The sequence below is a fragment of the Lentzea waywayandensis genome (genome assembly GCF_900115955.1).
Lineage (GTDB): Bacteria > Actinomycetota > Actinomycetes > Mycobacteriales > Pseudonocardiaceae > Lentzea > Lentzea waywayandensis.
The window spans coordinates 38,144-56,608 of sequence record NZ_FOYL01000025.1 but is presented as its reverse complement, the minus strand read 5'-3'; the positions used below and the strand labels follow the sequence as shown (position 1 = coordinate 56,608).

The following is an 18,465-nucleotide window of genomic DNA, read 5'->3' as shown; positions in this document are numbered from 1 at the left end:
CGAGGGCAGGAACGACTGCATGGTGTTGAGCACGATGTAGTCGCCACAGCCGGGGCACCAGCGGACTTCCTGGTCGGACTTGTAGTCCCTGGCCGTCTGCTTCTCGTCGGTGGTGGGAACCCCGGTCAAGCCGGGGAGCCCGATGTCGATGGCAGTCACGCCGACACCCCCTTGATCACGTCAGCGAGCACGTCCTGCAGCTCTTCCGCCTTGAAGGGCAGGCCCTGCACCTTGGTGTACGACACCGCGTCCACCAGATACTTCGCCCTCAGCAGCAACGCCAGCTGGCCGAGGTTCATTTCCGGCACGATGACCTTTTCGTACGACTTGAGCACTTCACCCAGGTTCTTGGGGAACGGGTTGAGGTGCCGCAGGTGCGCGTGCGCGACCGGAAGGCCGAGCTTGCGGACCCGGCGTGCCGCCGCGCCGATCGGGCCGTAGGACGAACCCCAGCCGACGACCAGGACCTTCGCGTTGCCGTCCGGGTCCTCGACCACGACGTCCGGCACCTCGATGCCGTCGATCTTCGCCTGACGCAGGCGGACCATCTTGTCGTGGTTGTCGGGGTCGTACGAGATGTTGCCGGTGATGTCCTGCTTCTCCAGACCGCCGATGCGGTGCTGGAGACCAGGGGTGCCGGGCACCGCCAACGGGCGGGCCAGCGTCTCCGGATCACGGGAGTACGGCTGGAAGTTCTCCGGGTCCGTCGCGAACTCGACCGTCAGGTCCGGCAGCGTCTCGACGTCGGGGATCATCCACGGCTCGGAGCCGTTCGCGATCGCGCCGTCCGAGAGGAACAGCACCGGCGTGCGGTACTTCAGCGCGATCCTGGTCGCGTCGACCACGGCGTCGAAGCAGTCCGAAGGGGACTGCGGCGCCACGATCGGCACCGGCGACTCGCCGTTGCGGCCGAACATCGCCTGGAGCAGGTCGGCCTGCTCGGTCTTCGTCGGCAGACCGGTGGACGGGCCACCGCGCTGCACGTCGATCACGAGCAGCGGCAGTTCGGTCATCACGCCGAGGCCGATGGTCTCGGACTTCAGCGCGATGCCGGGGCCGGACGTCGACGTCACGCCGATCGCACCGCCGTAGGACGCGCCGAGGGCGATGCCGATGCCCGCGATCTCGTCCTCGGCCTGCACCGTGGTGATGTCGAAGTTCTTGTGCTTGCTCAGTTCGTGCAGGATGTCCGACGCCGGCGTGATCGGGTACGTGCCGAGCACGACCGGCAGGCCCGACAGCTGCGCCGCCGCGACGATGCCGTACGCCGTCGCCGTGTTGCCGGTGATCTGGCGGTACGTGCCGACGTTGAGCTTCGCGGGCGCCACCTCGTAGGTGACCGCGAAGGCCTCGGTCGTCTCGCCGTAGTAGAAGCCGGCGCGGAACGCCAGGACGTTGGCCTCGGCGATGTCGGGCTTCTTCGCGAACTTCTCGCGCAGGAACCGTTCCGTGCCCTCGGTCGGCCGGTGGTACATCCACGACAGCAGGCCGAGCGCGAACATGTTCTTCGCGCGTTCGGCGTCCTTCTTGCCGAGGCCGGTCTCTTCGAGAGCGCCGATGGTCAAGGTCGCCATGGCGATCTTGTGGACCTGGAACCTTTCGAGCGAGTCGTCTTCCAGCGGGTTCGAGTCGTACCCGACCTTCGTCAGGTTCCGCTTCGAGAACTCGTCGGTGTTGACGATGAGGATGCCGCCGTCCGGCAGGTCGACGACGTTCGCCTTGAGCGCGGCCGGGTTCATCGCGACGAGAACGTCGGGACGGTCGCCGGGCGTCAGGATGTCGTAGTCGGCGAAGTGCAGCTGGAACGACGACACACCGGGCAGCGTGCCCTGTGGTGCGCGGATCTCGGCGGGGAAGTTGGGCTGCGTGGCGAGGTCGTTGCCGAACGCCGCCGCTTCCGACGTGAACCGGTCTCCAGTGAGCTGCATACCGTCACCGGAGTCGCCGGCGAAGCGGATCACAACGCGATCCAGCTTGCGAGTCTCAGTGCTCATTCCTACGCCGATACCTCTCTCCAAGGGTGGCCGTGCCCCACCACGAGGGTAGTCGCCAGGACCGCCTGCGAGACGGGCCGTGTACCACCAGGCGAGACGAACTGTCCCATCTGCCGCACCGGGTCCTTAACTAGACGGTAAGCACAGCGCTACCAGCGGATACCCGAATGCGGCAGACGTCACCCTCGATACCTGTTACCCAAGGTAACACCTACCGCCCGCTGATCCGAGCCTTCATCGCGGCAAGCCTCGCAGCGAACTCTGGAGTGTCGATCGAAGTCACCTGTGGCGTCAGCTCGGTCTCGACCGCTTCCGCGTGGTCGTCGAGAACATCGGTCAGGCGCATCGTCGCCTTGATGGTCCGGACGAGTTCCGCCGGGGCCTCCGCGGATGCCCTGGCCAGCTCTTTGGCTACTGCCAGTGGGTCTTCGGCCCTGGCGTAGGCCAGCCCGTGAGCGACGGCCTGGTCGGCGTCCAGGATCTGTCCGAAGAGCGTCATGGCCGTCGCGGTCTGCCTGTTGGTGATCCGCTGCAACATCCACGTCATACCGCCGCCGGGGTGGATGCCGAGCTGCAGGAACCGGGCGTCGAACCTCGCTTTCGGCCCGGCGATCCGCACGTCCGCCGCCAGCGCGAGGTTGAGCCCGGCACCGACCGCCGCGCCGTTGACCGCGGCGATCGTCGGGATCGAGGCGTTGGCCACCGCGAGGAAGCCCTTGTAGATCTTCTTGAGGCCTTCGTCCTTGGAGTTGCCGAGCTGGGTGAGGTCCGCGCCGGCGCAGAACGCGGGCGGCGCACCCGTGATGATCAGCGCGTTGGCTTCTCGTTCCGCTTGGGTGACCTTGTCCGCGAGCTCCTGCGACAGGTCGATCGTCAGTGCGTTGCGCCGCTCCGGGTCGTTGATCGTGATCACGGCGACGGAATCGTCGTACTCCAGCAGAACCTCAGCCATGCCCCGAACCCTAGGGCGCCAGCGGCCGGTCCAGGAGCCGGGACAGCACGACCGTCGACACGGTCCTGTCGATGATCTCGACGGCCCTCAACCGCTCCAGCGCCGTCTCCAGGTGATGGATGTCCGCGGCCCGCAGGTGCACGATCGCGTCCGCCGCCCCGGACACCGTGTAGGCGGCGCTGACCTCGGCCATCGGCTCCAGCCGGTGCTGGATGTCGTGCGGCGCGACGTTCCCCTTGCAGTGCACCTCGACGAAGGCCTCGGTACCCCACCCGAGCGCCTCCGGGTCCACCACGGCCGTGAACCCCCGAAGCACCCCCGTGTCCAGCAGTTTGTCCACCCGCCGCTTCACCGCTGGAGCACTCAGACCCACCTCCTTGCCGATCTCCGCGTAGCTGGAACGAGCGTTGGCCATGAGGCACGAAATGATTCGCTGGTCGATGCTGTCCACACGCAACATTCTGCCCTAGTTAACGCAATGTCGCGGCGTTGATCGATGGTCTAGCCGCCCTTTACATTTCGATCCATGACCGTATCCATCTCCGGGCCCGGCGAGCCGATCACGCTCGACATCGCCACGCCCCTCGCGCCGACGCGCATGCCGACCTCCCGTCGGTACCTCATGTGCCCGCCGACGTACTTCACGGTGGAGTACGCCATCAACCCGTGGATGGATCCCACCCAGCCGACCAGCACTTCGCTGGCCGTGGAGCAGTGGACCGCGCTCAAGGAGACCTACGAGCGCCTGGGCCACGACGTACAGGTCATCGAGCCGGTCCCCGGCCTGCCGGACATGGTGTTCTCCGCGAACAGCGGCACCGTGATCGACGGCCGAGTCCTGGGCTCCCGCTTCCGAGCCGACCAGCGCTCCGCCGAGGCCGACCACTTCCGCCGCTGGTTCCTGTCGTCGGGCTACAACTCAGTCGTCATGCCCACCGCGGTGAACGAGGCCGAGGGCGACTTCACCTGGACCGGCTCCCTGCTGCTCGCCGGCACGGGCTTCCGCACAGACCCGCATGCGCACGGCGAGGCCCAGGAGGTGTTGGGCGTCCCAGTCGTGTCCCTGCAACTGGTGGACCCGCGCTTCTACCACCTCGACGTGGCCCTGTTCATGCTCGACGACCAGTCCCCGACCCCTCTGGTCGCCTACTACCCGGAAGCCTTCTCGCCGGGCTCCCAGCGGGTGCTTCGCCGCCTCTTCCCAGACGCCGTGATCGCCAACGACGACGACGCCGTCTGCCTGGGCCTGAACGCGGTCTCCGACGGCAAGCACGTCGTCATGCCGGTCGAGGCGACTCATCTGGCGGAGCAGGTGGCTCGGCGCGGGTTCGAGCCCGTGTTCGTGGACATCTCGGAGCTGCGCAAGTCGGGCGGTGGCCCGAAGTGCTGCACGATGGAACTGCGCGGCTGACCTCGCCCACGCAGTGCCGTTCCGCTGTTCCTGCGTGAAGGCCCGATCTGCCGGTTGACCTGGTCTGATGCTGCCAACGACGTCAGCGCCACAGGTCACCGTCTGCCGCTCTCTGCGGCGGTCTGCCACGGCTCACGGAACATGCACGGAACAAGAAACGCCCCGAGCAAGATCATTGCTCGGGGCGTTTTCACGTGAGTCCGACTGCGTGAGTATTTGCACCGGGTCGGCTGGTCAGGCGATCAGGTGCTGCTGGTACTGGTGGATCTCGACCGGTCCGACGTGGACGGAGCTGAGGCCGAGCAGATACCACGTGATCGCCAGGACGGCCGTGATGATGGCCAGGGCGACCAGCGACCTCAGCAGGGCGGACCAGGAACTCGTCAGGCGGTGGACCAGGGCCGGCCACGTGCCGGGGTCCTGCGGCGTCTTCATCGTGATTCTCCTCGGCGGATGTTTCTTTCGTCCCTTTGTATTCAGTTAACCGGCCGTTTTGGGGAGCGTCCACCATTAGTTCTGCAATTGATCGGCAAGTTTGGAAATTGCGGATTTTGTGCGGCAAAAGTTCAGCAATTTTCTGTGGTGATCGGCAAGTCGTCGGCAAGTTCGGAAGTTGCTGGACGTTCTGGTGCAAAAGTGCGGCAAATCTCAGCGTGGTCGGCAAGTCTGCGGCAAGTCTGCGGGCGCCGTTTCATCTTTTTGTCCACCTTTTCGGGACTGGTCGAGTGGAATAGGTGTCGTGAGATGTGTGGCCCGGAGATCAGATAAGATTCCGGCTCCCCCATCGATCTTCGTGCGTTCGCCGAGGAGTTCCCGATGCCTCTTCCTGACGAATCTTCCCTGCATAAAGGGCTGGGCGTGCGCAGGCCGGACATCACAGACGTCCGGGAGACGCCGCTCGCGGGCCTGCTCCACATCGGACGACACGACGAGCGCTTCGTCGTGCTGGCCAAGCTCTTGTGGCAGGTCGGTGCAGCGGTCAAGCGTGTGGTGCATGACCCGGCCCACCGGAGGGTGATGGAGTGCAGCTACAACCTCCCCCAGGATCGGGACCTCAACCACCTGGATCTCGGTGGCAGATTGAGGTTGTTGGAGAAACGCTGCCCGGGAGTGAAAGGGCTTCGGGAGAACACGACCAACAAGCTGCCTTCCAGATATGCGAGGCGGATCTGCGCCTACTGGCGATCAGGGGAGCACAAGGCCGCACCCGCGGACGAGATCGATCGGATCGCTGCCGAGGAGCAGGAGTACGAGGAGGGCGGTGCCGATGACGCCTGGCCCGTAATCCCGTCGATTTCTCTGGAGGACATGCTCCGCGACCAGTACAGCGCCTGGCCGGAGAGAGCGGAGAGGGCGTTGCTGCAGTCGCCGGTGTTTTTCGAGGTCAGCGACAGTGGCCACGCGGTCACCCTGAGAAAGGACGAATGCGAGCGGCTGCTGGCATTCACCACGGCTGAGCAGTTCGAGGGGTACGCGGGTCCCGGTCGTGGGTTCGCGGAGGCGACCGGACGTGAGGTGATCGAACGGCTGGCCGAGTTCTGTGACATCGGCCTGGCGGTGAACCCGACGGCAGACCTGTTCTTCAACCTGAGCCCGATCGACATCGCGCGGATCCGCCGCCAGCTGCAGACCGAGGAGGCTTGAGGTGGAGAAGTTCTCCGTGGACCTCGACGAGATCGAGGCGGTGGCCGGCAAGTTCGTCCGCGTGGCCGAGGACGTTCGTGGCCACGTCGCGTGGAAGTACGGCATCGATACCAAACGTTGGCCCGCCGGCGACCCGGTGCGCGCCGCCGTCGTCACGTATCAAACGAGCCTGCGAGCGGCGATGGAACGGCTGTGCGACCGATCCGAACACATCGCGTCGTCGTTGCGCGACACGGCCGACCAGTACCGCGCCGCAGACGAGAGCGTCGTCGCTCGGCTGAGAGAGCTGGGGGCGGGTGAGGCGCGTTGACCCACGACGAGGGAGACGACGACTCGTCGTCCAAGCCAGCCGAGCAAGATCAGGCTGATGACGCTGAAGAGCAGGAGGCGCCGGAGCATCCGCCTGGCCACCCGAGCTGGCTCAGGATCCTGTCGGAGACGAACTCCGCTCAGTGCACTCCCTTGGAGGAGGGGGCTGAGCGGGTCCGCGGTATCGACCCGACGCACTGGTCGGGTGCCGCGCGGGACGGCTACACCGCCCGCCGGGACGAGCTGGTCGTGCAGTGGCTGGCCGTGCTCGACGTTCACGGCGGCGTCAGCAGGCAGATCGATGGGTACAACACGTTCCTGCACGAGCTCCCGCACCTCTGGGAAACGTACCGGAGCAACCCGGAGGAACTTCGGCGGCTGAACGCGCTGCACGACGCGGCCGCTGAGCGGCTGGCGCGTGCGTTGGAGGCGGAGGCTGCCAAGCTCGACGGGCTGGCCCGGGAACCGGCGTCGCGCGAGGAACCGCATGCGGCGAGACCGTCGGAACCGGAGGCAGATCCAGAGCCGAAGTCGGCGCCGGATCAGGACCGAGGTGCCACCAGAGACCCGATCCCGGACGTCAGGTCTGACGCCGACCCGGATTCCGGCGCGGACGCTGACCAGGACTCGGATCCCAACCTCGACTCTGACTCTGGCCCGGATCCGCAGTCCGACCCTGAACCCCATCAGTCCGACTCCACCACCACGAACTCCGGTGAGGAGGCGCGGCACGAGCCGAGATCCGACCCGATCACGGTGCTGCGCGAGCGGATCCGCGAGCACGAACTCGTCAACGAGCTGTTGCAGTCCGGCCGCCGGGTGGAGCGGTTCCTGTGGAAGCGCCCTACCTCCTAGCGCCTGCATCAGTCGCAGATCAGCTTTGATCGGCTGATCTTCCAAGCTGCACGATGGAACTCAGGGGCTGACAGGTTCGCTGGGCTCGATCTGCGCTCGGTGAAAGCTGAAAGCAGGCTTTCGCCAGCGCAGATCGATCGCGTGGGAACGTTCCGCTGAACTCTCGCGTCAACGTCCCGATTCTCGGATGAGTCACACGCTTTGCAGCGGCGGGTACGGCTCATCGGGCGTTGACGGGGGCGTGAGTTTGGCGTTGAGCGCCTGAGCTTCCTGAAGCTGGTCTTCCAGGGTGACGATGCGGCACGCCGCATCCAATCCCGTGCCCTGGTCGACCATCGCACGCACACGGGCGGCCAGACGCAGCTGGTGACGGCTGTACCGGCGGTGACCGCCGGCCGAGCGCTGCGGCTCGATGAGCTTCGCCTCGTCCAGGCTGCGCAGGAAGTTCGCTGAAGTGCCGAGCAGTTCCGCGGCCCGGCCCATCGAGTAGGCGGGGTAGTGCTCGTCGTCGAACTTCTCGGCTGTGGTCTGCGGTTCGTTGTTCGCAGATTCGTTGGTGTCTGGGGTCATCGCGCCTCCGCGTCACGAGGGGCCCCGGTGCCGTAGCACCGGGGCCCCAGGGTTGTTGGGTTTCACTTCCACCTAGCCGACCGTGAGATCGGCTTCCTCTGTCCGCATGCCCCGTACTAGAAGCGGGCGCTGCGGGGATCGCGTGTGCTTAACCGAAGACCACCTTCCAATCTGATGGAACCGCGGTACCCGTCCGGCCGAGTTCAGCCGAAGGCGGGCGATCCGATGGTGTGCAACCCTTCCCTTCTCCTCTGATTACTACTTTTCTTTCCTCACGTGGCTGTCGGCACCGGACCTCATGCACGTGCCGGCTTCACTGCACCGACTGCCTCGGTCACCTGCCGGAACCCCTTCCACTGATCGGCTCCGGCACATCTGACCGTCCTGCACTTGCAACTCGTACTTCAACTGCGTCCTGCACTTGCTGATCACTCGGCCGTCGGTCCGGTTTCTTGCTTACTGCTGACCGACTGCCCTTGGTCACCTGCCTGGAGCCCTCGAACTGCGGCTCCGGCACATCTGACCGTCGTGCACTCATCTCACGGGTAGTTCGTCATCTCCCGTGTCATGTTATCTCTCGTCCGACAAAGAGAACACTACACACGTCTGGAAGAGGATGTCTACCTCCACGACCATAGATTTCCTCGTTCGGGTGACGTAGCTGCGCTCACCTGGCCTTCGTCGTTCAGACCTCCAGGGCCCACCGCACGTACCGCATGGTCGCCGCGAATCCGGCCTTCTCGAAGATCCCGAACGCCCCGGAGGACCCGTCAGGCGTGGAGACCGCATTCAGGCCTGTACGGGCTGTCGCCTGGGTTCACACCGGGTGAAAGCCTGACCGCATGGATGCTCGCGCCATCGCCACGTCGGCCCTCGGCCGTGACCCTGGCCCGCTTGCACCGGTGAGCAGCCGTTCGCACCACGTCTACATAGGTGCCGACGTCGTGGTGAAGCTCATCGCCGCAAACGATCACGAGCGGCTGGACCGGGAGATCGCACTCGCGCCGCACCTGCCGCCGGGTCTCACGGCTCCGCTGCTGGCGAGCGGGCGCCGCCGCGACGTCCGCTACGCCTGCTACACCCGCGTTCCCGGCGCCGCGCCAGGCATGGGACTCCCCGACACAGGCGAACGAGCCGCGCTCGATCTGGCCCGGCAGGCGATCGAACGACTCGAGGCCCTCCACGCCTGGACGCCTCCGGAACCGGCCAGACGGGTGCTGGCCGAGGTCCCGGACCACGGCGGCTTCACCAGCAGGCACGAGCTCATCGCCCGGACGGAGAAACTCGAAGGCGTTGTCCCACCGAACACCCTCGACGGCCTGAAAGCCATCGCGGCACGGGCGCCGGAGCACGCGCGCAACACCGTCCCGGTCCACGCCGACTGCCACTGGGGCAACTGGCTCGCGAACGGCACCGAGCTGACCGCACTGCTGGACTTCGAGTGGGCCCGCTTCGGCGATCCGCTCGACGACTGGTTCTTCCTGGCGAGGTTCAGCGGCCTGCACATGCACGCCGTGCTCGACGTCATCTCCGATGCGACCGAGGTCCCCCTGAACGTTCTTCGCGTGGAGTGCGAGGCGCGCGAGGCGTCGCACCTCATCGCGGACCTCCCCTTCGACCCGGCCGGGGTCCTGAAGCTCCTCGAACAGCTCGTGGCCGGCATCTGGTGGCCGCAGTAACTTCGGACGGGTGCCCAACATCCTCGCGATCGGCTTCGATCCCCACACCATCCCCGGCTTCGACCCCGCGCCCGTCGCCGCCGGCATCGAGCAAGGCAGCAAGGCGTTCGCCGAGCTCGGCCTCGCCGAAGACCTCTTGCTCATCGACTTCGACGAACTGGACGGCCGCGCCCAGGCGAAGATCGTCGAGAAGCTCAAGAGCCGGCAGTACGACGCCGTCCTGATCGGCGGCGGCATCCGCAAGGGACCGGGTCTGCTGGAGCTCTTCCAGACCGTGGTCAATCTCGTGCACTGGCATCAGCCGGACGCCGCGATCGCCTTCAACGAGAGCCCCGGCGACAGCCCGGACTGGGTCCTCAAGGCGCTGGAGCAGAAGCGCAAGAGTTAACCCACAACATCGGGTGAACCGGACACGCTGTCCCTCCGTACCCCTCTCCAGAGCCAGAAAAACGCTGTCCAGCGATCAAGTCCCCGCAGGTCAGCACCCCGCACCCCGATATGAACACGAAGCGTGACCGCATCACTCGATCGCGTGGTCGTGGACGTAACCCATAACGAGAGCCGGGCTAGCAGCGAACTAACAGACAGCTCCGCCAGTTCGTCAGGAGGCAACGATGAACTTACGCAGGACTCACAAGGCTCGTTGACTGTCTGTCAGCAACGGATAGCCCAACTCATCGGAAACGTGACGAGAGTCACCCATCGGGCGCTCAAGCTTGCCTGCGCTCGTGACGCGAGGTTACGTTCTCGCCCGCCGATAACGGTTTGGTCACCGGCAGGACACAGGAACCACAGCACCAAGGGTCCAAAGTCCCCCGGAAACCCCCGCCCGGGTTTGCCGGAGACCAAGCTCCCCGACGCAGGAGGCTCCCCCTTGGCCCGGCACAGCAAAGCCGATGGCCGAACCGTGTACACGGTCGTGCCCAGACAGGAAATCAAGCCCGGCGCTCATCGCGTCGAGGACGACAAGGTTCCGCTTGCTCACCGTGTGAGCGCGATCGTCGTCGCAGCGGGTGTCGCCGCCGGCACCGCAGCCATCGCCAACGCCGCCACCAGCGGCTCCTCGACCGAACTCGCCGCGGGCGCGGCCGAGCTGGGCGCTCTTCCCGACCAGCAGGTCAAGACGATCCAGACGGTGCACGACGTCAACCCCGGCAACCAGGTCGGCCGCCTTCTGCAGTTCCAGCAGATGTACGCGCAGCAGACCTTCGAGCAGGCCACGAAGGCCGCCGCGGACGCGCACGCCCAGCGTGAGGCCGCCGCGAAGGCCGAGGCCGAGCGTCAGATCGAGATGCGCAAGCCCGCCAAGCAGCGCGAGATCGAGGGCTGGATCAAGGACGCCATCAAGGTCCTGCAGGCCAACGGCACCAACATCGACAACAACAGCATCGACGAGATCTACACGATCATCATCAAGGAGTCGAACGGCAACCCCAACGCCGTCAACAACTGGGACTCCAACGCGATGCGCGGCACGCCGTCCAAGGGCCTGATGCAGTGCATCGACCCGACGTTCAACGCCTACAAGCTGGCCGGCTACGACAACATCCTCGCGCCGGTCGACAACATCATCGCGGGCGTTCGCTACACCTACGCGCGGTACGGCGGCTTCCAGAACCACCCCGGTCTGGTCAGCATGGGCCTCGGTGGCGGGTACCGGGGGTACTAAAGAAGCCAAACACGCCGTGTCGGGGTGCGTAAAACCTATCGGCGGACGATGCTGTCAATCAGGTTCACCCACAAGCATGGCGGCCCTAGCGGGCACACGCCCGGTAGTGCTCCCATCGAACGCGATCCCCGAACGCAGGGAGTGGCCGATGAACGAGCAACAGGCACGCGACGACGAGCTGGAGAAGATCCGCTCGGAGGCGACGAGTTGGCTGGCCAAGATGGCCAAAGCCCAGCAGCGTCCCAACGTCGAGCAACGCAGGCCTGAGCACGACGCCATGACACCCGCGAAGAAGTAGGCAGGAAACAGCAGAAGCGCCTCGGCTACGGCCGGGGCGCTTCTGCTTTGAAGGCCGACCACAGCAGGTTCAGCGGATGGTCCGCCGGATGCTTCGCCAGTTCGTCCGTTCGGGCGAAAACGCCCACAAGCCGCTCCATTGAGTCATCTGCGAGCTCGACGACCCGGAGGCCGCCTCCCTCCCGGAGTTCGTTGTTCGACGCCACCACGCCCAAACCAGACGTCACGATCATGGCTCCCTGGACGAGGTTGGAGCGCAGCAGCGAGATGCCGTACTGGATCTCGTCGATCTCGGCCGCGATGTCGAGCCCCTGCCGGTAGTCCGGCCCGAACCAGCCCTTCAGGAACTCCGCGATCAGCCCCGCCCCCGGCACGACCAACGGGACCGACCTGAGCTGAGGTACCCGCACGCGCTCGCCGACAACCGTCTCCGGCAGGTTCGTCAGCAACGCGAGGCCACCGCGCCGCCACTCGATCACGTCGAACTCCGGCCGTTCCCAGCCCGCGCCGGCCCGCGTCACGACGCTGCCGCACACGACGTCGACCTCCCGCGTCTCCAGCTTCGTCCAGATGTCCTTGGTGCGGATGTGCACGACCTTGAGGTCCACGTCGCGTTCGCGGAACTCGTCCGACACGTGGTGCCACGCCTTCGCGAGCGTGTCCAGCATGTATCGCGTCGTGCCCACGGTGACGGTCGTGCCGAGCTTGCGGCGGCACTCGTGAATTCCGTCGAGCCACTCCGCGAGCGTCTCTCGCGCCAATTCGACGAGTGACTCACCAGTCGGCGTGAACAGCACGTCCTTTCCACGTCCCTGCTTCACCACGAGCGCTTCGCCGCACAGTTCCAGGAAGTTCCTGTTCAACGTGTCGAGCTGCTTCTGCACACTCGACTGCTCACGTCCCAACGCCCTCGCGGCGCGTAGGGCCGAACGGGTCTCATGCACCGTGAGAAGGGTCCTGAGCTGGTCCATCGTGGTATCCAGTAGAGCACCGGGCATGTTCAGCAAACGGTGCAGCGAGGTGCTGGTGGGGAGCACCAACTGGGACGAGCCGGACATCGAGACCCTCTCTGATGTTCTACCGATCAGTTGAACTGAACTTGACCGCATTTCGCCGACAAATTATCTGCAGATCCTGTCGGCAAATCCCTGGACACTTATAGCGCGGGTGTACAAAACTATCCGCGGCGACCACGCGTGGGAGCCGATTCCGGGGGGAATCATTGGGGGGTGGGGGTCCGCCAGCGCAAGCCGGTGGGCCCCCAAGTATTACCCTCAGCCGTTGTGACGGCTTCCGCTCGCCTGGACTGGGGCACCACCTACCAGGTCACCGTGCTCGAACTCGGACTCGCCTGCTGCGGAGTCGAAGTGATGGCAGCTCTCGACCGCCTTCCCGACCTCGGCGTCACGCCGGTCGACGGCGCGGGCGAGGCGCACGTTCTCGTTGTCTCCGGCACCGTCACGGACGTCATGTTGCCTGCTGTCCTCCGCAGTTACGAGGCCATGCCCGAACCCCGCTACGTGATCTCCGTGGGCGCCTGCAGCAACACCGGCGGCCCGTACTGGGATTCCTACAGCGTCACCAAGGGGATCGACCAGGCCCTGCCGGTCCACGTCGCCGTTCCCGGCTGCCCGCCGCGGCCCGAAGCGCTGCTCGAAGGCCTCAGGGCGCTGCACGGGCTGGTGAACGCATGACCACCCCGAAGACCGCGTTCGGCCAGACCATCCACCACGTGGAGCTCGCCGGCTGGCTGGCCACCGCGACCGAACACCACGGGAACGGCTGCGTGATGTTCGACTGGCTCGGCGTCGAGGACGCGGGCCGGCCGGGCGCCGCAGGTCAACGCCACGCGGTGTTCCTGCACGTCATCAATCCGCAGACGCGCGAAGGCGTGATGCTGCGCACCGAGATTTCGGAGACCGACGCGTTGCCGAGCGTCGCCCACCTCTGGAAGGGCGCGCTCTGGCACGAGCGCGAGGCTGCCGAGATGTTCGGCGTCACCGTCGACGGCGAGCCCGAGCACCTGCTGCTGCCCGACAGCTTCCAGGGCCACCCGCTGCGCAAGGACTTCGTGCTGGCCTCCCGCGTCGTGCGTCCGTGGCCGGGCGCCCTCGAACCCGGCGAGGACAACACGAGCGCCCCGAGCCGGCGCCGCACCGCACCACCTGGCGTTCCGGACCCGTCCTGGGGCCCGCGCCGCGAAGAGGAGAGCACGTCGTGACGAACCTTCCGCCGCGCACGAGGGGCGTCATCGCGCTGTTGGAGGCCAACTGCACGGTCTGCATGATCTGCGCGCGCGAGTGTCCTGACTGGTGCATCCACATCACGTCGCACACCGAGGTCGAGGAGCAGCCCGGCAGCGCCCGCCCGCGCAGCCGCAACGTGCTCGACCGGTTCGCGATCGACTACGGCCAGTGTCTGTACTGCGGCATCTGCGTCGAGGTCTGCCCGTTCGACGCCCTGCACTGGGCGCCGGAGTTCGGTTATCCGGGAACGGGGTCGATCGACGGCGAGGGTGCCGTCGCGGAGCTCGTCCACGAACGGGACGTGCTGTCCACCTGGGTCGAGAAGGTGCCACCGCCGCCCCAGCTCGACCCGGCCGCGGAGGCCGCGCCCGAAACCGCCACCGGAACCGGACGACGGCCTGGTTCGTTGAGAGGTAGGACGTAAAACCCGGAGGCGAAAACCGTGCACAAGCACTTCAACGGGTTGAAGACGGCCGTGCTGCTCGGCGGGATGAGCGCGCTGATCGTGCTGATCAGCAGCCTGTTCGGCCGGACCGCACTGGTCATCGGCCTGCTGTTGGCCTTGGGCGTGAACGCCTACGCGTACTTCAACTCGGACAAGCTCGCGCTGCGCGCGATGCGGGCGGTACCTGTGTCGCAGGTGGAGCAACCAGTGCTCTACGCGATCGTGCGGGAGCTGTCGCAGAAGGCGCGCCAGCCCATGCCCAGGCTCTTCCTGAGCCCGACCGCCGCACCGAACGCGTTCGCGACGGGCCGCAACCCGCGCAACGCCGCCGTGTGCTGCACCACGGGCATCCTGGACCTGCTCGACGAACGCGAACTGCGCGCCGTGCTCGGCCACGAGCTCGCGCACGTCTACAACCGCGACATCCTGATCAGCTGCGTGGCGGGCGCGCTGGCCGGCGTGATCACGATGCTCGCGAACCTGGCCCTGTTCGCGAGCATCTTCGGCGGCGGTGACAGCGACGACGACGGACCGGGCCCGCTCGGCCTGCTCCTGATCGCGCTGCTCGGCCCGATCGCGGCCACCGTCGTGCGCCTGGCCGTGAGCCGCTCACGCGAGTTCCAGGCCGACCAGGCGGGCTCGGAACTCACCGGCGACCCGCTGTCGCTCGCGAACGCGTTGCGCAAGATCGAGCTGGGGACGCGGGCGGCGCCGCTCGCACCGGAGCCGGAGGTGGTGTCGCAGAGCCACCTGATGATCGCGAACCCGTTCCGCTCGGGGGAGCAGTTCGCGAAGTGGTTCTCGACCCACCCGCCGATCGCCGACCGCATCCGCAGGCTCGAGGAGATGGCCCGGCGCTAACGCCCGGCCTTCGCCACGGCCATGAGGTACTCGCCGTATCCGGACTTGCCGAGCTTCTCGCCGAGCGCGTAGCACTCCTGCGCGGAGATGAAGCCCATGCGCAGCGCGATTTCCTCGGGACACGCGATGCGCACGCCGGTCCGGTGCTCCAGCACCTGCACGAACTGCCCGGCTTCGAGCAGCGAGTCGTGCGTGCCGGTGTCGAGCCACGCGAACCCGCGGCTCAGGTCCACGAGCTGCGCGCGGCCCTCGTTCAGGTACGCGAGGTTGACGTCGGTGATCTCCAGCTCGCCACGCGGCGACGGCTTGAGGTTCCGCGAGATGTCGACCACGCCGTTGTCGTAGAAGTAGAGCCCGGTGATCGCCCGGTTCGACTTCGGCTTGGCGGGCTTCTCCTCGATGGACAACAGCCTGCCCGTCGCGTCGACCTCGCCCACGCCGTACCGCTCGGGGTCCTTCACCTGGTACCCGAACAGCACGCAGCCGTCCAAAGAGGACGCGTGCTGCTGCAGCGTGGTGGAGAAACCCTGGCCGTAGAAGATGTTGTCGCCCAGCACCAGCGCCACGTCGTCGCCACCGACGAAGTCAGCGCCGATGATGAACGCCTCCGCGAGCCCGTTCGGCGCGGCCTGCTCCGCGTAGGAGAAGGCCATGCCCCACTGGGAACCGTCGCCGAGCAGCCGCCGGAACTGCGGCAGGTCGGTGGGCGTGCTGATGATCAGCACCTCCCGGATGCCGGCCAGCATGAGCACCGACAACGGGTAGTAGATCATCGGCTTGTCGTACACCGGCAGCAACTGCTTGGAGACGGCCTGCGTGATCGGATGCAGGCGCGTCCCACTGCCGCCGGCGAGGACGATGCCCTTCACCGGTAGTTGGTGAACTGGATGGCGATGCCGAAGTCAGAGCCCTTCAGCAGGGTGATGACGTCCTGCAGGTGGTCCTTCTTCTTGCCGGACACCCGCAACTGGTCGCCCTGGATCTGCGCCTGAACGCCCTTGGGCGCCTCGTCGCGGATCTTCTTGGCGATCTCCTTGGCCTTCTCGGACGTGATGCCCTGCACGAGGTTTCCCGTGACCTTGAACACCTTTCCGGACACCGCGGGCTCGCCCACCTCGAACGCCTTCATCGAGATGTTGCGTTTCACCAGCTTCTCCTGGAAGACGTCGACCGCCGCCTTGCAGCGCTCCTCGGTCTCGGAGGTGAAGGTGATCGCCTCCTCGCCGGCCCAGGCCACTGTGGTGTTGGTCCCGCGGAAGTCGAAGCGCGTGCTCAGCTCCTTGGAGGCCTGGTTGAGCGCGTTGTCGACCTCCTGTCGGTCCACCTTGCTCACCACGTCGAACGACGGGTCCGCCACGACTTCACTCCTCAACGATCTCGGGTTCACAGCCAGCGTCGATGCTACTGGGGTACCCCGATTTGGGGCGTCCCGAAGGGGTTATGTATTGTTCTGCCCGCACCGTTACGGCGGTGTGGGGCGGGTTGCCCGAGCGGCCAATGGGAGCGGACTGTAAATCCGTCGCGAAAGCTACAGAGGTTCGAATCCTCTACCCGCCACGCAGGACTGATGGGCCTCTGACCGGACTGGTCAGGGGCCCATCGTCGTACCGTCGTATCGGACCGAGGGGGATCTCAGTGCGTACGCAGATGGCTACCGAAGCCGGCCGGACAACGGCACCGAGCGAGGACCGCGCGCTCGTCGGCCCGAACCTGCTCGCCGTGCTCGACGGCGTGACGGCGAAGCCCGAGACCGGGTGTGAGCACGGGGTCGGCTGGTTCGCCGACCAGCTCTCCGCGGAGATCTTGCGCTTTGCGCATCTCGAGCCGGCCGTGGCGCTGAAGGAAGCGATCGCGCAGGCCGCTGAGCTGCACTCCGGTACGTGCGACCTCGATCATCCGGACTCGCCCAGCGTGGCGATCGCGATGGTGCAGACCAAGGGCGACGTGCTGCGATACCTGGTGCTCGGGGACGCCACGGTCGTGGTCGACACCAAGAACGAGTTGCTCGTGGTGAGCGATACGCAGACGAAGCGCACGGCCGGTGCGAAGGTCGTTGACGTCGAGCACGCGCTCACTGGTGAGGTGCCGGTGCAGGACGTGCGGCGCGTTGCTGTGCTCTCTGATGGTGCCGCTCGTGCGGTCGACCTGTTCAATCTCTTCGATTGGCGTCAGGCGCTCGAACTGATGGCGGCGAACGGGCCGGATGACTTGATCCGGAGAATGCGCGCGGTCGAAAAGGAAGACGCCAAGGCCGTCGATTGGCCGCGCAAGAAGATTTCCGACGACGCCACTGTCGTCTATCTCGATCGGTGACGCTCTCGGCACTGGACGACGTGCTGCGCACCGCGTCGAGCGTCCGGGTCTCCGAGATCGAGTGGTACGGCGAGATCGTCGTCGACCTGACGCGTCCAGGTGTGCTCGACGGCCTGCGCGCCGCTATGGCGGTCGAGTCGTTGCCGGGCGTCGTGTGCGCGTGTCGCGGGCAGGTGCGGTTCGAGTTCTTCGATGCGCACGGTGAACGTCTCACTGTTGTCGTTCTGCACCACGGGATCATGCTCGCCTGGCAGTGGGAGAGCGGTCACGCGGATCTCGCGGACGGCGCGGAGTTGTTGCGCTGGCTTGGAGAGCACGGCTTGCCCGGGCCGTTGCTGAGCAGCGACGAACGGCCGGAGTGGCAGGCGTGGAAGGCGGCGATACCGCCTGCGCTGGAGGAGATGGCCGGGGATCTCGTCGGCCACTGGCCGATGGCCGCCGACTCCAAGCACGTGGTCGAGGCGCGCGAACGGATGCGGAGCGTCGACTCCGTGACCGGCGTGCTGCAGTTGCTGGCGTGGTGTGCGGCCGGGATGGGCAACCAGACGAAGTCCCCGCCGTACGAGGACGTTCCCGGACTGGTCCTGCGCGACGTGCCGATCGCGGAGATCGTCGCCGCTCTGCACAGCGCTCAGGCCGACGAACGCCACGACGTGGGTGCGGCACGAATCCTGTTGGTGGACAAGAGCCGCATCAAGCAACGGATGGACGTCGCCCGACTGCCCGGACCGCTTCGGGTCCGTGTGCGGGAGGCTGCCGCGGCCCGTGGTTATGAGCTGCCGCAGTGGGCTGAGCGCCTGCTGCTCAATGCCTAGGTGCCGGCTCGACGCCTCGGCGGTGCGCGATCGCCTTCATGTTGTCCTCACCCCAGCCTCCCAACGGGAGCAGCGCCTCGTTCAGGCGCACGCCCAGCGGGGTCAGTGAGTACTCGACGCGTGGCGGTACCTCGTGGAACACCTCGCGGTGCACGATCTCGTCCGCTTCCATCTCGCGCAGCACCTGGATGAGCATTTTCTCGCTGATGCCCGACACGGACCGGCGTAGTTCGCCCGTGCGCATCGGGCCGTGGTGCAGTGCCCAGAGGATCAGCGCTTTCCAGCGGCCGCCGATCACGTCGATCGCCGCGTCGAGGCCGCACGCGTACTGCCGTGGCTTCATCCAGGATCCTTACCGAAAAGTGGGTACCTGACAAAATAGTAGGTACTTGTCGTTCGGTGTGT

22 protein-coding genes, 1 tRNA gene and 2 pseudogenes are annotated in these 18,465 nt (G+C 66.3%); 15 read left to right on the top strand and 10 right to left on the bottom strand.

Annotation, left to right across the window (positions count from 1 at the left end):
* From BM417_RS49710 to BM417_RS45655, 4 genes and pseudogenes are all read right to left on the bottom strand, one after another.
* Positions 1–159, bottom strand: a pseudogene (locus tag BM417_RS49710) (2-oxoacid:ferredoxin oxidoreductase subunit beta); the annotation flags it as partial.
* A complete protein-coding gene (locus BM417_RS45665; RefSeq protein ID WP_093606375.1) occupies positions 156–1,994 on the bottom strand; it encodes a 2-oxoacid:acceptor oxidoreductase subunit alpha in 1,839 nt (612 codons plus the stop codon). The pseudogene BM417_RS49710 and the gene BM417_RS45665, both read right to left, overlap by 4 nt.
* A gap of 211 nt (positions 1,995–2,205) precedes the next feature.
* Positions 2,206–2,946: an enoyl-CoA hydratase gene (locus BM417_RS45660; protein ID WP_093606374.1), complete on the bottom strand. Its 741-nt coding sequence runs from the start codon at positions 2,944–2,946 to the stop codon at positions 2,206–2,208.
* A 10-nt stretch (positions 2,947–2,956) separates the two neighbouring features.
* Positions 2,957–3,397, bottom strand: a complete 441-nt coding sequence (locus BM417_RS45655) for an Lrp/AsnC family transcriptional regulator (protein WP_035913697.1) — start codon at positions 3,395–3,397, stop codon at positions 2,957–2,959.
* Positions 3,398–3,544: 147 nt separating this feature from the next.
* On the opposite strand from BM417_RS45655, the gene ddaH reads away from it, so the two are divergent.
* A complete protein-coding gene (gene ddaH, locus BM417_RS45650) occupies positions 3,545–4,357 on the top strand; it encodes a dimethylargininase (RefSeq protein WP_177320989.1) in 813 nt (270 codons plus the stop codon).
* A gap of 234 nt (positions 4,358–4,591) precedes the next feature.
* On the opposite strand, the gene BM417_RS45645 is transcribed toward ddaH, so the two are convergent.
* Complete coding sequence (locus BM417_RS45645; protein WP_093606372.1) at positions 4,592–4,792, bottom strand: hypothetical protein; 201 nt, start codon at positions 4,790–4,792, stop codon at positions 4,592–4,594.
* Positions 4,793–5,173: 381 nt separating this feature from the next.
* On the opposite strand from BM417_RS45645, the gene BM417_RS45640 reads away from it, so the two are divergent.
* Genes BM417_RS45640 through BM417_RS45630 form a run of 3 tightly spaced genes read left to right on the top strand, consistent with a single transcriptional unit; the run spans position 5,174 to position 7,165 of the window.
* Positions 5,174–6,001 (top strand): hypothetical protein, encoded by an 828-nt coding sequence (locus BM417_RS45640; RefSeq protein WP_143139106.1) that lies wholly within the window; start codon positions 5,174–5,176, stop codon positions 5,999–6,001.
* 1 nt (position 6,002) lies between these two features.
* Positions 6,003–6,311 carry a WXG100 family type VII secretion target gene (locus BM417_RS45635; RefSeq protein ID WP_093606370.1) on the top strand — a complete coding sequence of 103 codons (309 nt, stop codon included), beginning with the start codon at positions 6,003–6,005 and terminating at the stop codon, positions 6,309–6,311.
* Positions 6,308–7,165: a hypothetical protein gene (locus BM417_RS45630; RefSeq protein ID WP_093606369.1), complete on the top strand. Its 858-nt coding sequence runs from the start codon at positions 6,308–6,310 to the stop codon at positions 7,163–7,165. Before BM417_RS45635 ends, BM417_RS45630 begins: the two co-directional genes overlap by 4 nt.
* A 192-nt stretch (positions 7,166–7,357) precedes the next feature.
* Here the strand turns inward: BM417_RS45630 and BM417_RS45625 are convergent, their stop codons facing one another.
* A complete protein-coding gene (locus BM417_RS45625) occupies positions 7,358–7,735 on the bottom strand; it encodes a helix-turn-helix domain-containing protein (RefSeq protein ID WP_093606368.1) in 378 nt (125 codons plus the stop codon).
* Between the two features lie 842 nt (positions 7,736–8,577).
* On the opposite strand from BM417_RS45625, the gene BM417_RS45620 reads away from it, so the two are divergent.
* The 4 genes and pseudogenes from BM417_RS45620 to BM417_RS48365 all read left to right on the top strand — a co-directional run bounded on the left by BM417_RS45620 (position 8,578) and on the right by BM417_RS48365 (position 11,381).
* On the top strand, positions 8,578–9,414 hold the full coding sequence (locus BM417_RS45620; protein WP_093606367.1) for a phosphotransferase family protein: 837 nt from the start codon (positions 8,578–8,580) through the stop codon (positions 9,412–9,414).
* A gap of 10 nt (positions 9,415–9,424) precedes the next feature.
* The gene (locus tag BM417_RS45615) at positions 9,425–9,802 is read left to right on the top strand and encodes a beta/alpha barrel domain-containing protein (RefSeq protein ID WP_093606366.1); all 378 of its coding nucleotides are present in this window, start codon (positions 9,425–9,427) and stop codon (positions 9,800–9,802) included.
* 930 nt (positions 9,803–10,732) lie between these two features.
* A pseudogene (locus tag BM417_RS45610) lies at positions 10,733–11,083 on the top strand (transglycosylase SLT domain-containing protein); the annotation flags it as partial.
* A 148-nt stretch (positions 11,084–11,231) separates the two neighbouring features.
* Positions 11,232–11,381 (top strand): hypothetical protein, encoded by a 150-nt coding sequence (locus BM417_RS48365; RefSeq protein ID WP_177320988.1) that lies wholly within the window; start codon positions 11,232–11,234, stop codon positions 11,379–11,381.
* A gap of 25 nt (positions 11,382–11,406) precedes the next feature.
* On the opposite strand, the gene BM417_RS45605 is transcribed toward BM417_RS48365, so the two are convergent.
* Entirely contained in the window at positions 11,407–12,351 is a 945-nt protein-coding gene (locus BM417_RS45605) for a LysR family transcriptional regulator (protein ID WP_322789062.1), read from the bottom strand.
* A 312-nt stretch (positions 12,352–12,663) separates the two neighbouring features.
* On the opposite strand from BM417_RS45605, the gene BM417_RS45600 reads away from it, so the two are divergent.
* Genes BM417_RS45600 through htpX form a run of 4 tightly spaced genes read left to right on the top strand, consistent with a single transcriptional unit; the run spans position 12,664 to position 14,932 of the window.
* Entirely contained in the window at positions 12,664–13,074 is a 411-nt protein-coding gene (locus tag BM417_RS45600) for an NADH-quinone oxidoreductase subunit B (RefSeq protein ID WP_218164782.1), read from the top strand.
* Positions 13,071–13,601, top strand: a complete 531-nt coding sequence (locus BM417_RS45595; RefSeq protein WP_093606363.1) for an NADH-quinone oxidoreductase subunit C — start codon at positions 13,071–13,073, stop codon at positions 13,599–13,601. Before BM417_RS45600 ends, BM417_RS45595 begins: the two co-directional genes overlap by 4 nt.
* Positions 13,598–14,050: a 4Fe-4S binding protein gene (locus tag BM417_RS45590; protein WP_093606362.1), complete on the top strand. Its 453-nt coding sequence runs from the start codon at positions 13,598–13,600 to the stop codon at positions 14,048–14,050. The genes BM417_RS45595 and BM417_RS45590 overlap by 4 nt, the downstream gene beginning before the upstream one ends.
* 18 nt (positions 14,051–14,068) lie before the next feature.
* Entirely contained in the window at positions 14,069–14,932 is an 864-nt protein-coding gene (gene htpX, locus BM417_RS45585; RefSeq protein ID WP_093606361.1) for a zinc metalloprotease HtpX, read from the top strand.
* Here htpX and rfbA read toward each other — a convergent pair.
* Positions 14,929–15,801, bottom strand: coding sequence for a glucose-1-phosphate thymidylyltransferase RfbA (gene rfbA / locus BM417_RS45580; RefSeq protein WP_093606360.1), 873 nt, complete (start codon positions 15,799–15,801; stop codon positions 14,929–14,931). The two genes, htpX and rfbA, sit on opposite strands and share 4 nt — an antisense overlap.
* Positions 15,798–16,289 carry a YajQ family cyclic di-GMP-binding protein gene (locus BM417_RS45575; RefSeq protein WP_093606359.1) on the bottom strand — a complete coding sequence of 164 codons (492 nt, stop codon included), beginning with the start codon at positions 16,287–16,289 and terminating at the stop codon, positions 15,798–15,800. The genes rfbA and BM417_RS45575 overlap by 4 nt, the downstream gene beginning before the upstream one ends.
* Before the next feature lie 119 nt (positions 16,290–16,408).
* On the opposite strand from BM417_RS45575, the gene BM417_RS45570 reads away from it, so the two are divergent.
* The 3 genes from BM417_RS45570 (at position 16,409) to BM417_RS45560 (ending at position 18,060) form a co-directional block, all read left to right on the top strand.
* Positions 16,409–16,489, top strand: a tRNA-Tyr gene (locus tag BM417_RS45570).
* Between the two features lie 78 nt (positions 16,490–16,567).
* Complete coding sequence (locus BM417_RS45565) at positions 16,568–17,245, top strand: protein phosphatase 2C domain-containing protein (protein ID WP_143139105.1); 678 nt, start codon at positions 16,568–16,570, stop codon at positions 17,243–17,245.
* Positions 17,242–18,060: a hypothetical protein gene (locus BM417_RS45560; RefSeq protein ID WP_093606357.1), complete on the top strand. Its 819-nt coding sequence runs from the start codon at positions 17,242–17,244 to the stop codon at positions 18,058–18,060. The genes BM417_RS45565 and BM417_RS45560 overlap by 4 nt, the downstream gene beginning before the upstream one ends.
* On the opposite strand, the gene BM417_RS45555 is transcribed toward BM417_RS45560, so the two are convergent.
* Positions 18,050–18,403, bottom strand: coding sequence for a winged helix-turn-helix transcriptional regulator (locus tag BM417_RS45555; RefSeq protein WP_093606356.1), 354 nt, complete (start codon positions 18,401–18,403; stop codon positions 18,050–18,052). The two genes, BM417_RS45560 and BM417_RS45555, sit on opposite strands and share 11 nt — an antisense overlap.
* Between the last annotated feature and the right edge of the window lie 62 nt (positions 18,404–18,465).

Bases quoted from the DNA above. Each gene is read 5' to 3' on its own strand.
- BM417_RS45660 (WP_093606374.1), bottom strand. From the start codon at position 2,946: ATGGCTGAGGTTCTGCTGGAGTACGACGATTCCGTCGCCGTGATCACG.
- BM417_RS48365 (WP_177320988.1), top strand. From the start codon at position 11,232: ATGAACGAGCAACAGGCACGCGACGACGAGCTGGAGAAGATCCGCTCG.
- BM417_RS45645 (WP_093606372.1), bottom strand. From the start codon at position 4,792: ATGAAGACGCCGCAGGACCCCGGCACGTGGCCGGCCCTGGTCCACCGC.
- BM417_RS45555 (WP_093606356.1), bottom strand. From the start codon at position 18,403: ATGAAGCCACGGCAGTACGCGTGCGGCCTCGACGCGGCGATCGACGTG.
- BM417_RS45595 (WP_093606363.1), top strand. From the start codon at position 13,071: ATGACCACCCCGAAGACCGCGTTCGGCCAGACCATCCACCACGTGGAG.
- BM417_RS45640 (WP_143139106.1), top strand. From the start codon at position 5,174: ATGCCTCTTCCTGACGAATCTTCCCTGCATAAAGGGCTGGGCGTGCGC.
- BM417_RS45625 (WP_093606368.1), bottom strand. From the start codon at position 7,735: ATGACCCCAGACACCAACGAATCTGCGAACAACGAACCGCAGACCACA.
- ddaH (WP_177320989.1), top strand. From the start codon at position 3,545: ATGCCGACCTCCCGTCGGTACCTCATGTGCCCGCCGACGTACTTCACG.
- BM417_RS45665 (WP_093606375.1), bottom strand. From the start codon at position 1,994: ATGAGCACTGAGACTCGCAAGCTGGATCGCGTTGTGATCCGCTTCGCC.
- BM417_RS45605 (WP_322789062.1), bottom strand. From the start codon at position 12,351: ATGGACCAGCTCAGGACCCTTCTCACGGTGCATGAGACCCGTTCGGCC.
- BM417_RS45620 (WP_093606367.1), top strand. From the start codon at position 8,578: ATGGATGCTCGCGCCATCGCCACGTCGGCCCTCGGCCGTGACCCTGGC.